This window comes from Streptomyces sp. LUP47B (assembly GCF_001746295.1).
Classification (GTDB): Bacteria; Actinomycetota; Actinomycetes; order Streptomycetales; family Streptomycetaceae; genus Streptomyces.
The window spans coordinates 301,625-316,453 of record NZ_MJAH01000004.1 but is presented as its reverse complement, the minus strand read 5'-3'; the positions used below and the strand labels follow the sequence as shown (position 1 = coordinate 316,453).

Below are 14,829 nucleotides of genomic sequence, written 5' to 3'. Positions count from 1 at the left end.
CTCCCGCTGTCTCTCAGCCCCGCGCCGCGAGCGCCTCGCGCCACACCGGGCTGTCGACGTAGTGGTTGTCGAACCGCTCCGAGGAGTCCTTGATCTCCTGCGGATCGGCCTCGCCGCGCATCACCCGGCCGAGCAGTCGCAGGTAGTCGAAGCGGCCCGCGCCCGGCGTGAAGACGAACAGCACGTCGGCCGTCCTGCCGGGCGCGGCCGCGAAGGCGTGCGGGGTGTGCGGCGGCACCACGAGGAAGTCGCCCGCCTCCAGGACGGTGATCTCCTCGCCCACCAGCACCTGGAGCGCCCCCTCGATCACGAAGAACATCTCCGAGGCCCTGGTGTGCAGATGCGCGGGCGCGCCGACCGCGCCCTCGGCGAAGGTCGACCGGTAGCCGGTGAGCCGCCCGCCGGTGTGGTCGGAGTCCGCGAGGAGCGTCATCACACTGCTGGGGTCACGGGTCGTCTCGGCGTCGGCGGCGCGGGTGAGGACCGGGGTGAAGTCCGTGGTCTGCGCGGTCTCGTCGTTCTTCGTCGTCGTCATGCCTACGACGTTACGGACCCGACCGACCGATGGCGGGGGGCATTTTCCGGCCGGAATCATGGGTCAATTCCGGGTCCGGTGCCCCCGCCTCACGGGACCACGGGCGAGGAGCCTCAGAACCGGCCCGCCCCCCGGTACAGCTCCGCTTCCCCGTCCAGTTCCACCTTGAGCACCGTGGCGTACGGATCGAGGTCGGCCTCGGCGGGCGGGTCGATCCACACGGTGCCCACGGCCTCGTGGAGTCCGCCGACCACCTGGTGGCCCAGTTCCTTACCGGTGCCCAGGACCGTGACCCTGCGGACCGGGGTGACCAGGCCCCGGAGACCCACTTCGGCGCGGGGTGCGTCGAAGAGCACCAGGTACAGCGCGCGGCGGTCCGCGGAGAGCGTGCTGGGTCCGTAGTGGTGCCCGGCGGGCAGCCCGCGCACGGTCCCGTACACGGCCTCGGAGTGCTTGCGGATCCACTCCCCAAGCCCCTCCAGGCGCTCCACCTGGGGCTCGGGGATGGTGCCGTCCTCCATCGGGCCGACGTCGAGCAGCAGATTGCCGCCCCCGCCGATGGTCTCGGTGAAGTAGCGGATCAGCTGGGCGAGCGACTTGTGGTGGTGGTCCTGGTGCTGGTACCCCCAGGAGTCGTTGATCGTCAGGCACAACTCCCAGGGACCGTCGGGCGGTTCGATGGGAGCGCCCTGTTCGGGGGTGGCGTAGTCGCCCTCGCTGAGCATGCGCGCGTTGAAGACGACGTCCGGCACGTACGACCGTATGAGCGCGGCGAGTTCGGGGATGCGCCACTGCTCCTCGCTGCGGTCCCACTCGCCGTCGAACCACATCAGGTCGGGCCGGTAGCGGGAGGCGAGTTCGCGGATCTGGCCGTCGCGGTAGGCGATGAACCGCTCCCAGGCGTCCAGGTCCTCGAACTCGGCCGCGACCTCGGAGTAGCGGTTGTCCTCCTGCTCCGGCGGGCGGCCCGGCTTGCGCGTGGAGGCGTAGTCGGGGTGGTTCCAGTCGGAGTGGGAGTAGTAGAAGCCGACCTTGAGGTCCTTCTCGCGCAGGGCCTCGGCGTAGGGGCCGACGTAGTCCTTGCCGAGGTTCAGGTCGCCGTACTCCGTGTCCCACAGGGCCACGCCGTCATGGTGACGGGTCGTCAGCACGGCGTACCTGGCGCCGGCCCGGGCGAACAGGCCGGCCCACTCACGGGGGTCGTACTTCGCCCCCGTGAAACGCTCCAGCTGGGACATGTACTGATCGTGCGGGACGATGTCGTCGTAGAACGACCAGGACTCCTGGACGCCGTCCACGGCGTAGATGCCCCAGTGGATGAAGATCCCCAACTTGGCGTCGGTGAACCAGGGTTGCATCGGCACCGGGTCACCCCCTGCGCAGTCGGAGCGTCAGCACCTGGAACGGCCGCAGCGAGACCGGCACACCGCCGTCGGTGACCTCGGCCGTCTCGTCCTCCAGCGGGCGCTCCAGCAGGTCGGTGACCTGGGCGCCGGCGAGCGGGAACCCGGTGCGCAGCACGCCCCGGGCGCGGCCGCCGCCCGACTCGTACAGCCGGACCACGACGTCACCGGACCCGTCGTCGGCGAGCTTGACCGCCTCGACGGTCACGCCCTCGCCGTCGACCGAGACGACCGGCTCGGGGGCACCGGCCGCGTCCGCCACCCGGAGCGGGAGGTTGAGGGAGTAGCCCTCGGCGACGGTGTCCTCGATGCTCGCGCCGGGCAGCAGCGAGTAGGTGAAGCGGTGCGTGCCCTGGTCGGCCTCCGGGTCCGGGATGCGCGGGGCGCGGACCAGGCTGAGCCGGACCGTGGTCGTCGTACCGCCGTCCTCCCGGACGGTACGGGAGACGTCGTGGCCGTAGGTGGAGTCGTTCAGCACGGCGACGCCGTAGCCCGGTTCGCCGACGTGCACCCAGCGGTGGCCGGAGACCTCGAAGCGGGCCGCCTCCCAGCTGGTGTTGGTGTGCGTGGGGCGCTGGATGTGGCCGAACTGGATCTCCGCGGAGGAGTGCGCGGCCCGGACGTCCACCGGGAAGGCGGCCTTGAGGATCTTCTCGGCCTCGTGCCAGTCGATCTCGGTCTCGAAGTCGATCCGGGGGCTGCCGGCGCGCAGGGTGATGGTCTGGGTGATCGTCGAGCCCTTGCCGAAGGCCCGCGTCACGCGGATCGCACCCAGCAGCGGGTCCTTGGAGACGACCTCGACCGACGTGGGCTCGAGCAGATCCGTGTACCGGTTGTTGTAGTGCTTGTCGATGTCCCAGGCGTCCCAGTAGTTCGGCAGGTCGGTGTGCAGGCGGAGCAGGTTGCCCTTGTCGCCCAGCACCTCCCGGCCGGCCCGCAGATCGAGGACGGACGACAGCGTGCCGTCCTCCGCCACCTCCACCCGCACCAGACCGTTGTCGAGGACGCGACCGGCGACCCGGACCGGCTGCGCGGGCTCGGCGTCGGACAGCGGCGCGCTGCCGTTCGCGGGCACCTCCACGTACGCCAGAGCCTGGTCGCCGGTGCGCACCACCTCGGAACGGTCGAACGGGCTGGTGTTGAAGACCCGGGTGCCGCCGGCGCCCAGCGCGGCCACCGCCTCGGCGGTCAGCGCCTCCAACTCCTCGGCCACGCGGGCGTATTCGGCCTCCGCCTCGCGGTGCACCCAGGCGATCGAGGAGCCCGGCAGGATGTCGTGGAACTGGTGCAGCAGGACCGTCTTCCACAGGCGGTCGAGCTTGTCGTACGGGTACGAGTAGCCCGACGCGTGCAGCGCGGCCGTCGTCGCCCACAGCTCGGCCTCGCGCAGCCGGTGCTCGGAGCGCCGGTTGCCCTGCTTGGTGCGGGCCTGCGAGGTGTAGGTGGCGCGGTGCAGCTCGAGGTAGAGCTCGCCGACCCAGACCGGGGCGTCGGGGTACTCCTCGCGGGCCTTGGCGAAGAACTCGTCGGGGTGCTCGACGACGACCTTGGGCGAGCCCTCCAGGTCGGCGAGGCGCCTGGCCCGCTCCATGATCTCGCGGGTGGGGCCGCCACCGCCGTCGCCCCAGCCGAAGGGGGCCAGGGAGCGCGTCCCGCCGCCCTTCTCGTTGTAGTTGCGGACCGCGCGGTCCATCTCCTCACCGCTGAAGCGGGCGTTGTAGGTGTCGACCGGCGGGAAGTGGGTGAAGATCCGGGTGCCGTCGATGCCCTCCCACCAGAAGGTGTGGTGGGGGAACTTGTTGGTCTGGTTCCAGGAGATCTTCTGGGTGAGGAACCAGTCGTTGCCGGCCAGCTTGGCGAGCTGCGGGTAGGCGGCGGTGTAGCCGAAGGAGTCCGGCAGCCAGACGCCCTTGGTCTCGACGCCGAAGTGCTCGATGAAGAACCGCTTGCCGTGGATGAGCTGGCGGGCGATGGCCTCGCCGCCGGGCAGGTTGCCGTCGGCCTCGACCCACATGCCGCCGACCGGGGCCCACTGGCCCTTCTTCACCGAGTCCTGGATACGGGCCCAGACGTGCGGGTAGTTGTCGCGGACCCACTCGTACTGCTGGGCCTGGGAGCAGGCGAAGATGAAGTCGTCGTACTCGTCGGCGAGCGCCGTGACGTTGGAGAAGGTGCGGGACGTCTTGCGCTTGGTCTCGCGGATGGGCCAGAGCCAGGCGGAGTCGATGTGGGCGTGACCGACGCCGGAGACCGTGTGCGCGCTCGCGTGGGCCGGCTTGGCGAGGACGGGCGCGAGCACCTCGCGGACCGCCGCCGCGCTGCCGGAGACGTCGTCCAGGTCGAGGACGTCCATGGCCCGGTCCAGGGCGTGCAGGATCTCGTGCCGGCGGGGCTCGTGCTCGGCGAGGTGGACCATGAGCTCGCGCAGCACCTGGAGGTCCAGGTCGAGGTGGAAGACCTCCTCGTCGAGGACGGCGAGATCGGCGCGCTGGAAGGTGTAGAGGGGCGCGGAGCCGGCCGTGAGCTTGTCGCCCATCGGCGTGATCTTCGAGAAGTTGTCCTTGAGGATGTCCGGGTTGGAGGCGGCCTCGACCAGGTAGTCGATCTCCTCGCCGCCGGTCGCCGGGTTGGCGATCGGGACGTACTGGTTGAGCGGGTTGACGGCCTTCAGGGGGCGTCCGTCGGCGAGGTGGACCAGGGCCTCGGCCTGGTTGCCGGGCCAGTCGCCGACGAAGCCGAGGTCGATCACCGCCTCGACGCGCTTTCCGGCCCACTCGGCGGGCACCCGGCCGCGCATCCGGAACCAGGTGGTTCCCCAGGGCGGACCCCAGGGGGTGTCCATCGCGAAGGGCGTGTAGCGGGCGGCCGCGGCCTCCTCGAAGGAGACCGGCTCGCCCGGCGCCTGCCAGGCCTCGACCTCGAAGGGGACGGTGGCCGCGTAGATCGCGGACTTGATGCGCTGGTCGTGGGCGCGCTGGACGCGCTCCTCGATACGGCGGCGTTCGTCGTGCATGAAGGGTCTCCAGGGAGGGGGAGAGCGAGCTGGTGGGGCCGACAGGCGTAGGGAAAGCGCTTTCTAAGAAATGGACGCTACTTAAGGTACGCGAGCCCGGGATGCACCGAGGTGTAGCCCTCGACCAGCTTGCGGGCCACATTGACGGAGTCGACAAGGGGGTGCAGCGCGAAGGCCTTCACCGCGGTCGCGCGCGAGGCGGACTCGGCGGCGGCCAGCACCTCCCGCTCGACCGCCTTGACCGAGCAGACCAGTCCGGTGGCGTGGTCGGGCAGCGGTGCGACGGAGACCGGGTGGGCGCCGTTGGCGTCGACGAGGCAGGGCACCTCGATGACGGCATCGTGGTCGAGCACGGACAGCGTGCCCTGGTTGCGGACGTTGAGGATCAGCGTGGTGCGCTCGTCGCGGGCGATGGCCCGCATCAGGGCGAGGGCGACCTTCTCGTAGCCGCCGGAGAGATCGTCGGCGTCGCGTTCTCCGGCACCGGCCGTCTCCCGGTTCTCGGACATGTAGGTGGCCTCGCGCTCGGCGCGCGTGCGGTCCCAGACGTCCAGCGCCTTCGCGCCGGGAGCGCCGACCTCGTCGTAGAACCGCGCCTGCTGGTCGGCGAGGAAGGCGCCGCGGGTCTTCTCGGCGTGCTGGTAGGCGCGGACGGCCTCGCGGTTGAAGTAGTAGTAGTGCAGGTACTCGTTGGGGATCGCGCCGAGGGACTGGAGCCAGTCGACGCCGAAGAGCTTGCCCTCCTCGAAGGAGCCGAGCAGATCGGGGTCGGCTAGCAGCCGGGGCAGCTCGTCCCGGCCGGCGATCGTCAGACCGCGGACCCAGCCGAGGTGGTTGAGGCCGACGTAGTCGATCCAGGCCTCGTTGGGATTGGCGCCGAGCACGCGCGCGATACGGCGGCCGAGGCCGACCGGGGAGTCGCAGATGCCGATGACACGGTCGCCGAGGTGGCGGGACATGGCCTCGGTGACCAGGCCCGCCGGGTTGGTGAAGTTGATGACCCAGGCGTCGGGGGCGAGGCGGGCCACGCGCCGGGCGATGTCCACGGCCACCGGGACCGTGCGCAGGCCGTAGGCGATGCCGCCCGCGCCGACCGTCTCCTGGCCGAGGACGCCCTCCGCGAGGGCCACCCGCTCGTCGTCGGCACGGCCCTCCAGACCGCCGACGCGGATCGCCGAGAAGACGAAGTCGGCACCGCGCAGGGCCTCGTCGAGGTCGGTCGTGGTGGTCACCGTGGGGGCGTCGGGGACGGTGGCCGCCTGTTCGGCGAGGACCCGGCCGACCGCGGAGAGCCGGCCCGCGTCCAGGTCGTGCAGGACCACCTCGGTCACCCGGCCCTCGGCCCGGTCGGTGAGCAGCGCGCCGTACACGAGCGGGACCCGGAAGCCGCCGCCGCCAAGAATCGTCAGTTTCACCGGGTTCCTCCAAAGCTGCCCCGGCGTTCAGGCTGGGACGAATGATCTCCGCACAGCGCGTCGCGAGAACCGGTCACGCGCTGTCTCCTTGCACTTGTTCCAAGCCCCCGGGCCGGTGTCGACCCGACCGGTGCCGAGGGGACAGGCTTCACGTCTGAGCCTTTCCCGCCACCACGACCTCGACTCCGGCCTCCTCGAAGGCGGCCCGCGTCGCGACGTCGACCGGCGCGTTCGTCACCACCACGTCCAGGTCCTCCGGGCCGCAGACCTTCGCCATGCCCGTGCCCGGGAACTTGGCCGTGTCGGCGAGCAGGACGGTCCTCTCGCTCGCCTTGATCATGGCCCGCTTGACCGGCACCTCGACGACCGTCGTGTCCATCACCTGCCCACCGGGGCGCACTCCACTGGTGCCGAGGAAGAGCCAGTCGGCGTGCAGCTGGCGGAGGTTGTCCTCGGTGAGGAAACCGACCAGGGAGCGGTACTCGCGGCGGACCATGCCGCCGAGCAGCACCAGCTCGATGCCCTCGTCGTCGGCGAGCTCCTCGTAGACCACCAGGTTGCTGGTGATCACGGTGAGCCGGCGGCCGTGCAGCTGCCGGGCCAGGCGGTACGCGGTGGTGCCGATGTCGAGCAGCACGGACTGGCCGTCGGCGATCAGCGCGGCCGCCCGGGCGGCTATGGCGTCCTTCTCCGCCACCCGGACCTCGGCGACCTCAGCGAAGGGCTGGTCGCCCTCCTCGGCGCGCGCGCCGCCATGGACCCGGGTGAGCAGCCCGTCCTCCTCCAGCTTGACGAGATCACGCCGGATGGTGGCGGGGCTCACACCGAGTTGCTCGGAGAGATCCGTCACGGCCGCGGGACCGCCTGAGCGCAGGGCCCGCAGGATGAGTTGGTGTCGTCGTTCAGCCAGCACGCCGTGAACACTACTCGTCATCTTCAATCATTTCTATGCTCAGTTCTGCTTGGGTATTGACCAATCTCGCCGAGCGGCGCACGATTCCCGTCATCGAAATTGACGTGTTTTGACGAGAGGCGCTCACGTGGACGACGACCGGCCCGAGGTGCTGCTCACCGGGCTGCTCTTCTACGACCTCGTCCTGACGGGCCTGGGAAAGCCGCCCACGCCGGGCGAGGAGATCTGGACGGCCGGCATGGGCTGCGGCCCCGGCGGCATCGCCAACCTGGCGGTCGCCGCGTCCCGCTTCGGCCTGCGCACCTCCCTGGCCACGGTCTTCGGCGACGACTTCTACGGCGCCTACTGCCAGGAGATCCTCGCGGGTCAGGAGGGCGTCGACCTCTCGCTCTCACGCGTCGCGGACGGCTGGCACACCCCCGTCACCGTCGCCCTCGCCCACGGTGACGACCGGGCACTGGTCACCCACGGCCAGGAACCGCCGTACTCCCAGGACGCGCTGATGGGCGACCCGCCCGAGGCCCGCACCGCCCTGGTGCACCTGGAGGCCGAGCCGCGCGCCTGGCTCTCCAAGGCCGCCGCGAGCGGCACGCAGATCTACGCGGACGTCGGCTGGGACCCCACCCAGGTGTGGTCCACCGACCTCCTCGACCAGCTGGCCCTGTGCCACGCCTTCCTTCCCAACGAGACCGAGGCGATGGCCTACACCCGCACCGACAGCGCGGTGGCGGCCCTCGGCACGCTCTCCGAGCTGGTGCCGGTGGCCGTGGTCACGCGGGGCGGGGACGGCGCGGTCGCCGTCGACCAGATCACCGGCGAGTACGCGGACGTGCCGGCCCTGGCCGTCGACGTCCTCGACGCCACGGGCGCGGGTGACGTGTTCGGCGCGAGCTTCGTCGCGGCCTCGCTCGGCGGCTGGCCGCTGGAGGAACGGCTGCGGTTCGCCGTCCTCGCCGCGGGTCTTTCCGTACGGCATCACGGCGGGGCCCTGGCCGCCCCGGGCTGGTACGGGGTGGACCGGTGGTGGCGCTCGCTGACGGACCCCGACCTGAAGCGGGCGTACGGATTCCTGGCCGACCGGATCCCGGCGGACGCGGGCCCCCCGGTCCACTACGCGCCGGTCACCCCGCCGGTCCGGCCGGCACTCCTCGCGCCGGTGGCTCCAGGGTCCGAGCACGCGCCGGGCACCCCGAGGACCCGGTCGGCCGAGCACGCCCCGGGCACCTCGAAGACCCCGCCGGCCGAACACCCGCCGACCTCCCCGGACACCCCGCCGACCGAGCACGCCCTGACCTCCCCAAACATCCCGTCGGCGGAGCAGGCCCCGGACACCCCGCCGGCCGAGCAGGCCCCGGGCACCTCGAAGACCCCGTCGGCCGAGCACCCGCCGATCTCCCCGGCCTCCCCGGACACCCCGCAGTCCGCGCACTCCCCCGTCCCCCCGTCCGACGCCGCACGGCAGCACTGACCCCGCAACTCCCACGCAAGCCCTCCCCCATGCACGTCCCGAAAAGATCCGAAAGGCGGTGGGAGCTGTGCGGCTCTCACGAAGAGGCCTGCTCCGCGCCGGCCTGGGCGGTACAGCCGCCACGGCACTCGGCGGCCTGGCCACCGGCTGTGCCGTCCCGACCGGTTCGACCGGCCGGAACATGGTCCTGTGGTACTGGAGCGGCGGTCTGAGCGACACCGTCGTGAAGAACGCCAGGGCCCGCTACGACAGCTCCGTGAGCCTGGACGCCATCCAGATCGGCGGCCAGTACCGCTCCAAGCTCATCACCACCATCACCGGCCGGGCCCACATCCCCGACATCGCGGGGCTCAAGGGCGAGGACATGGCCGCCTACCTGCCGAACGCGGACCAGTTCATCGACCTGCGGACGCTGGGGGCGGAGAAGTACAGGAGCCAGTACCTGTCCTGGAAGTGGGACCAGGGCATCGCCGACGACGGCACGATGGTCGGCTTCCCGATCGACTGCGGGCCGGTCGCGCACTACTACCAGTACGAGGTCTTCCGCAAAGCGGGACTGCCGTACGAACCCGACGACGTGTCGAAGCAGCTGAACACCTGGGAGAGCTTCTTCGACGCGGGCGTGCAGCTGGGCAAGCGTGTTTCGGGGGCCAAGCTCCTCACCGACATCAACTCCGTCTTCGAGAACGTCGTGCAGCAGGGCGCGAAGCGGTACGTCGACAAGGACCGCCACTTCATCGGCGACCAGGAACACGTACGCCGGGCCTGGGCGCTCGCCGTGGAGGCCAAGCAGCGGAAGATCGTCTCGGACCTGGTCAGCGGTACTCCGGACCAGTTGTCGGCCATCCAGGAGGGCAAGCTGCCGAGTCAGCTGAACGCCTCCTGGGCCAGCTTCGACATCAAGAGCGGCGTGCCGAAGACCAAGGGCAGGTGGCGGGTGGCGCAGATGCCCGTGAGCCCCGCCAACAACGGCGGCTCGTTCCTGTCGATCACCAAGGCGTGCCGGGACCCCGAGCAGGCCTTCGAGATCATCACCTGGATCCTCAACGCGTCCAACCAGGCGCAGGGTTACGTCGACGCGGGCCTCTTCCCCTCCACGCCCGCCTCGTACGGCCTCAAGCAGATGCAGGAGCCCGACCCCTTCTTCGGCGGCCAGGTCACGACCGACATCTTCGGGCCGGCCGCGCAGAAGATCGTGGTCGCCTACAACAGCCCGTTCGACGTGGCGCTCGGGCAGCCCATCAAGGACGAGATCAAGAACGTCGGCGTCCTCGGCAAGGACCCCAAGAAGGCCTGGAGTGACGCCATGAGCAAGTGCCGTCGCATCGCGAAGCACCTGGGGGTGAGCTACTGATGGCCGTCCTCGAGCAGACTCCGCCCGCTGTGGCCCAGCCCTCGCCCACGCGGCCCAAGAAGGGCCTGCGCAAATACTGGCACCTCTACGCCGCCATCTCCCCCTTCTATCTGATCTTCCTCGGCTTCGGCCTGTTCCCGGTCGGCTTCTCGCTCTACCTGTCCTTCCACCGCTGGGACGGCCTCGGCTCGATGGAGTGGGCCGGGCTCTCGCAGTACCAGTACCTGCTGAGCGACGGCGACTTCTGGAACTCGATCGGCAACACGATCATCATCTGGGCGCTGGCCACCTTCCCCATGATCTTCCTGGCGATGGTCACGGCCGTGATGCTCAACTCGGCGGTCCGGTTCAAGGGCCTGTACCGCGTCGCGTACTTCCTGCCGAACGTCACCTCCGTCGTCGCGATCGCCATCGTCTTCGGCTCGATCTTCTCCACCAACGCCGGCATGGTGAACGCCGTCCTGCACGCGGTCGGGATCGACCAGGTCGCGTGGCTGAACACGCCATGGGGCATCAAGGTCACCATCGCCGCCCTGATGACCTGGCAGTGGACCGGCTACAACGCCATCATCTTCCTCGCCGGGCTCCAGACCGTCCCGGGCGAGCTGTACGAGGCGGCGCGCATGGACGGCGCCGGCCCGGTCCAGACGTTCTTCCGCATCACGCTGCCCCTGCTGCGGCCCACGCTGCTGTTCGTGCTCGTCGTCTCGACGGTCACCGGTCTGCAGAGCTTCTCCGAACCACAGGTCCTGCTCCAGACCTCGTCCAACGACTCGACGTTCGCGGGCGGTCCGGGCCACTCGGGCCAGACGATGGTCCTCTACTTCTTCCAGCAGACCTTCGACAACAACGACTTCGGGTACGGCGCCGCGGTGGCGTGGGGCATCTTCCTCGTCGTCGTCCTCTTCTCGATCATCAACTGGCGCCTCGTGCAGCGCCGCGGCGACTAGGAAGGGCGCGCATCATGGCTGCCATCAAGGGATCCCTCCGCAGAGGGATCGCGCTGCACCTCCCGCTGATCATCGGCACCGTGCTCTCGGCCTTCCCGTTCTACTGGGCCGTGATCATGTCGACGCACAGCTCGACGGAGATCTTCTCCTACCCGCCGAAGCTGCTGCCGGGCACGCACTTCCTGGAGAACGTCCGCAACCTCTTCGACGCCATCGACTTCTTCGGATCGATGTGGAACTCGCTGCTGGTCGCGGTGTCGGTGACCTTCCTCGTCCTGCTCTTCGACTCGCTCGCGGCCTTCGTCTTCGCCAAGTTCGAGTTCCCGGGCAAGAACGTGCTGTTCGGACTGCTCATGGTCATCTTCATGGTGCCGGCGCAGCTCTCGGTCATCCCGCAGTTCGTGATCATGGCGAAGATCGGCTGGATCGGCTCGATGACCGCGCTGATCGTGCCGGCCGCGGCCAACGCCTTCGGCATCTTCTGGATGCGCCAGTACATGAAGTCCGCCATCCACGACGAGCTGCTCGACGCCTCCAAGCTGGACGGCGCGAACTTCCTCCGCCAGTACTGGCACGTGGCGCTGCCGGTGGTCCGCCCCGGTCTGGCCTTCCTCGGCATCTTCACCTTCATGGGCCAGTGGAACGACTTCGCCTGGCCCCTGATCGCCCTCACCAACCCCGACAACGTGACCCTCCAGGTCGCGCTGTCCCAGCTCAACGGCACCCACGGCACGACCGACTACGGCATCGTGATGACCGGTGCCCTGCTCGCCCTCGTCCCGCTGCTGATCGTGTTCGCCATCGGCGCCAAGCAGATCATCGGTGACCTCGCCAAGGGGGCCGTGCGCGGATGACGGACGATCCCCTGAACTCCTTGCGCCCCTGGGAGGCACCTGAGGTGACCTCCTGGCGGAGGCTGCCCATGAACGCCGTCGACCGGCGCTCCGGAGAACTCCCCCTGGACGGCGACTGGCGCTTCCAGTTGCTGCCCGCTCCGGACGCGCCGGTCGGCGGCTCCTGGTCCTCGGCCTACGTGCCGGGGGCCTGGACCGTGCAGGGCACCGACGACCTGCCGCAGTACACGAACGTGCGGATGCCGTTCCCCGAGTACCCGCCCCACTCCCCCGCGGCCAACCCCACGGGCTTGTACGAGCGCGAGGTGGACGTGCCCGCCGAGTGGGCCGGACGCCGGATCGTGCTCCAGGTCGGGGCCGCCGAGAGCGTGCTCCTCGTGCACGTGGACGGGCGGCCCGTCGGCGTCTCCAAGGACTCCCATCTGGCGGCCGAGTTCGATCTGACGCCACATGTGCGCGCCGGCGCGCGGAGCGTCGTACGGCTGACGGTGGTCAAGTGGTCGGACGCCTCGCACATCGAGGACCAGGACCAGTGGTGGCACGGCGGGATCACGCGGTCCGTGCTGCTGTACGCGACGGATCCGCTGCATCTGGCGGACGTGACCGTGCGGGCGTCCCACAGCGGCGAGCTGCGGGTGGACTGCCGGGTGCGGGACGCGGCCGGCGCACTGCCCGAGGGGTGGTACGTCAGCGGCGAGCTGGAGGGGCAACTGCTCACCCAGGACGCGGAGTTCGACCGGTTCAACGCCGAGGACGAGCGGGTCTCCGACTTCCTCGGCGAGGCCCGGCTGCGGACCGTCGTGCAGGGCGTCCGCACCTGGAACGCCGAGACCCCCGAGCTGTACTCGCTCACCGTACGGCTGCACCGCGCCGACGGCACGGTCGCCGACACCTCACGGCACCGGACCGGCTTCCGGGACGTCGAGATCACCGGCCGGGACCTGCTGGTCAACGGCGAGCGGATCTTCGTCCGGGGCGTGAACCGGCACGACTTCCACCCGCTGACCGGGCGGACGGTGTCGTACGACGACATGCGCGCGGACCTGATCACGCTCAAGCGCTTCGGGTTCAACGCGATCCGCACCTCCCACTACCCGGGCGATCCCGCCCTCTACGACCTCGCGGACGAACTCGGTTTCTACGTCGTCGACGAGGCGGACATCGAATCCCACGACCACGCCCACGAGATCGCCGACGACCCGCGCTATCTGAACGCCTTCGTGGACCGGGTCTCGCGGATGGTGCTGCGGGACAAGAACCATCCGTCGGTCGTCATCTGGTCGCTGGGCAACGAGTCGGACTACGGGGCGAACCACGACGCGGCCGCCGGGTGGGTGCGCCGGCACGATCCGACGCGGCCGATCCAGTACGAGGGGGCGGCCAAGCTCGACTGGGCGGCGACCGGTGACGCGACCGACATCGCCTGCCCGATGTACGCCTCGCTGGAGGAGTGTGTGGAGCACGCGCTCTCCGGGCGCCAGACCAAGCCCCTGATCTGGTGCGAGTACTCCCATGCCATGGGCAACAGCAACGGCACGCTCGCGGACCATTGGGCCGCCATCGAGTCAACGCCAGGTCTTCAGGGCGGGTTCATCTGGGAGTTCTGGGACCACGGCATTCTGCAACGTGTGAACGACGGCAGACCGGTCGGACGTGGGGGCGTCGGGCTCTATGACAACGGTGTCGCCGCACCCGGCCACCGCTGGGCGTACGGCGGCGACTTCGGCGAACTCCTCCACGACGGCGCCTTCATCGCGGACGGTGTGGTCTTCCCCGACCGCACGCCCAAGCCGGTGATGTACGAGCACCGGGAGATCGCGGCGCCGGTGCGCATCGAGTGCTTCCGGCACGAGGGCATCGTGCTCGGCAACCACCAGCACTTCCGGGGCCTGGCCTGGCTGACCGGCGAGTGGGAGCTCTCGCTCGCCGACGGACGCACCCTGACCGCGTCCGCCGAACTGCCCGATCTGCGGCCCGGCGAGACGGCAGCGGTACCACTGCCGTTCGAGCTGCCCGAGGAGGGCGGCGAGGCATGGCTGACACTCAGGGTGACGACCGCCGGGGACGAGCCCTGGGCGCCGCGCGGGACGGTGGTGTGCGTGCCGCAGGTGCGGCTGCGTGAGGCGGTTCCGCAGTCCCAGGTGAGGGTGAAGAACCGTTCCGTCAAGGTGGACGACGACGGTCTCCTGGTCCACCCCCTGCTCACCTCCGCACCCACGCTCTCCCTGTGGCGGGCGCCCACCGACAACGACGAGCTCGGCGGCATGGCACCGCGCTGGCGTGACTGGGGGCTCGACGCCCTGGTGCGCAAGGTCGCCGACGTACGCCTGAGCCCCGGACAGGTCACCGTTCACGCCGAGTACGCCTCCGAGGCCGGTGTCGTCCGCCATCTGCAGGTCCTCACCGCGGTCGAGGGCGGAATCCACGTCGCGGAGTCGGCCGAGCTGCCGGACGAACTCGTCGACGTGGCGCGGGTCGGCTCCGTCTTCGAGACGGTCGCCGGGCTCGACCTGATGGAGTGGTACGGACAGGGACCCTGGGAGTCGTACCCGGACCGCGCCTTCGGAGCGCCCGTCGGCCATCACTCGGTGCCCGTGGACGAACTGTTCACCCCCTATCTGCGCCCGCAGGAGAGCGGCGGCCGGCACGGCGTACGGCACTTCACGCTCTCCGCGCCGGACGCCACCGGCCTCGAGGTCGTCCTGGACGAACCGCGCCAGGTCGGTGTGAGCCGGTACCGCGCCGCGGACCTCACCGGCGCCACCCACCACGACGAACTCGTCCCGCGGGCGGGCTGTGTCGTGCACATCGACGCGGCCCACCGCGGCCTCGGCACCGCCTCCTGCGGACCGGACACCACCGCCTCCTATCTCGTCGCGCCGGGCGTCCATCGCTGGAGCTGGACTCTGCGCGCCCTCTGACTC

Annotated in this window: 9 protein-coding genes and 1 pseudogene; 5 read left to right on the top strand and 5 right to left on the bottom strand. The window is 70.2% G+C overall.

Annotated features, from left to right (window positions below):
• Positions 1-13: 13 nt before the first annotated feature.
• The 5 genes from BFN33_RS14970 to BFN33_RS14950 form a co-directional block, all read right to left on the bottom strand.
• A complete protein-coding gene (locus BFN33_RS14970; RefSeq protein ID WP_069760513.1) occupies positions 14-535 on the bottom strand; it encodes a cupin domain-containing protein in 522 nt (173 codons plus the stop codon).
• A gap of 113 nt (positions 536-648) precedes the next feature.
• Positions 649-1,899, bottom strand: a complete 1,251-nt coding sequence (locus BFN33_RS14965) for an alpha-L-fucosidase (RefSeq protein ID WP_176742389.1) — start codon at positions 1,897-1,899, stop codon at positions 649-651.
• Between the two features lie 4 nt (positions 1,900-1,903).
• On the bottom strand, positions 1,904-4,951 hold the full coding sequence (locus BFN33_RS14960) for a glycoside hydrolase family 38 C-terminal domain-containing protein (RefSeq protein WP_069760511.1): 3,048 nt from the start codon (positions 4,949-4,951) through the stop codon (positions 1,904-1,906).
• A gap of 77 nt (positions 4,952-5,028) precedes the next feature.
• A complete protein-coding gene (locus BFN33_RS14955) occupies positions 5,029-6,366 on the bottom strand; it encodes a 6-phospho-beta-glucosidase (protein ID WP_069760510.1) in 1,338 nt (445 codons plus the stop codon).
• A 148-nt stretch (positions 6,367-6,514) separates the two neighbouring features.
• On the bottom strand, positions 6,515-7,279 hold the full coding sequence (locus tag BFN33_RS14950) for a DeoR/GlpR family DNA-binding transcription regulator (RefSeq protein WP_069760509.1): 765 nt from the start codon (positions 7,277-7,279) through the stop codon (positions 6,515-6,517).
• 127 nt (positions 7,280-7,406) lie between these two features.
• Between BFN33_RS14950 and BFN33_RS14945 the strand changes: the two are divergent.
• The 5 genes and pseudogenes from BFN33_RS14945 to BFN33_RS14925 form a co-directional block, all read left to right on the top strand.
• Positions 7,407-8,411, top strand: a pseudogene (locus tag BFN33_RS14945) (carbohydrate kinase family protein); the annotation flags it as partial.
• 403 nt (positions 8,412-8,814) lie between these two features.
• Positions 8,815-10,101 carry an ABC transporter substrate-binding protein gene (locus BFN33_RS14940; RefSeq protein WP_069760508.1) on the top strand — a complete coding sequence of 429 codons (1,287 nt, stop codon included), beginning with the start codon at positions 8,815-8,817 and terminating at the stop codon, positions 10,099-10,101.
• Positions 10,101-11,051 carry a carbohydrate ABC transporter permease gene (locus BFN33_RS14935; protein ID WP_069760507.1) on the top strand — a complete coding sequence of 317 codons (951 nt, stop codon included), beginning with the start codon at positions 10,101-10,103 and terminating at the stop codon, positions 11,049-11,051. The genes BFN33_RS14940 and BFN33_RS14935 overlap by 1 nt, the downstream gene beginning before the upstream one ends.
• Positions 11,052-11,065: 14 nt before the next feature.
• The gene (locus tag BFN33_RS14930) at positions 11,066-11,905 is read left to right on the top strand and encodes a carbohydrate ABC transporter permease (protein ID WP_069760506.1); all 840 of its coding nucleotides are present in this window, start codon (positions 11,066-11,068) and stop codon (positions 11,903-11,905) included.
• Positions 11,902-14,826: a glycoside hydrolase family 2 TIM barrel-domain containing protein gene (locus tag BFN33_RS14925; protein ID WP_069760505.1), complete on the top strand. Its 2,925-nt coding sequence runs from the start codon at positions 11,902-11,904 to the stop codon at positions 14,824-14,826. Before BFN33_RS14930 ends, BFN33_RS14925 begins: the two co-directional genes overlap by 4 nt.
• Positions 14,827-14,829: the final 3 nt, after the last annotated feature.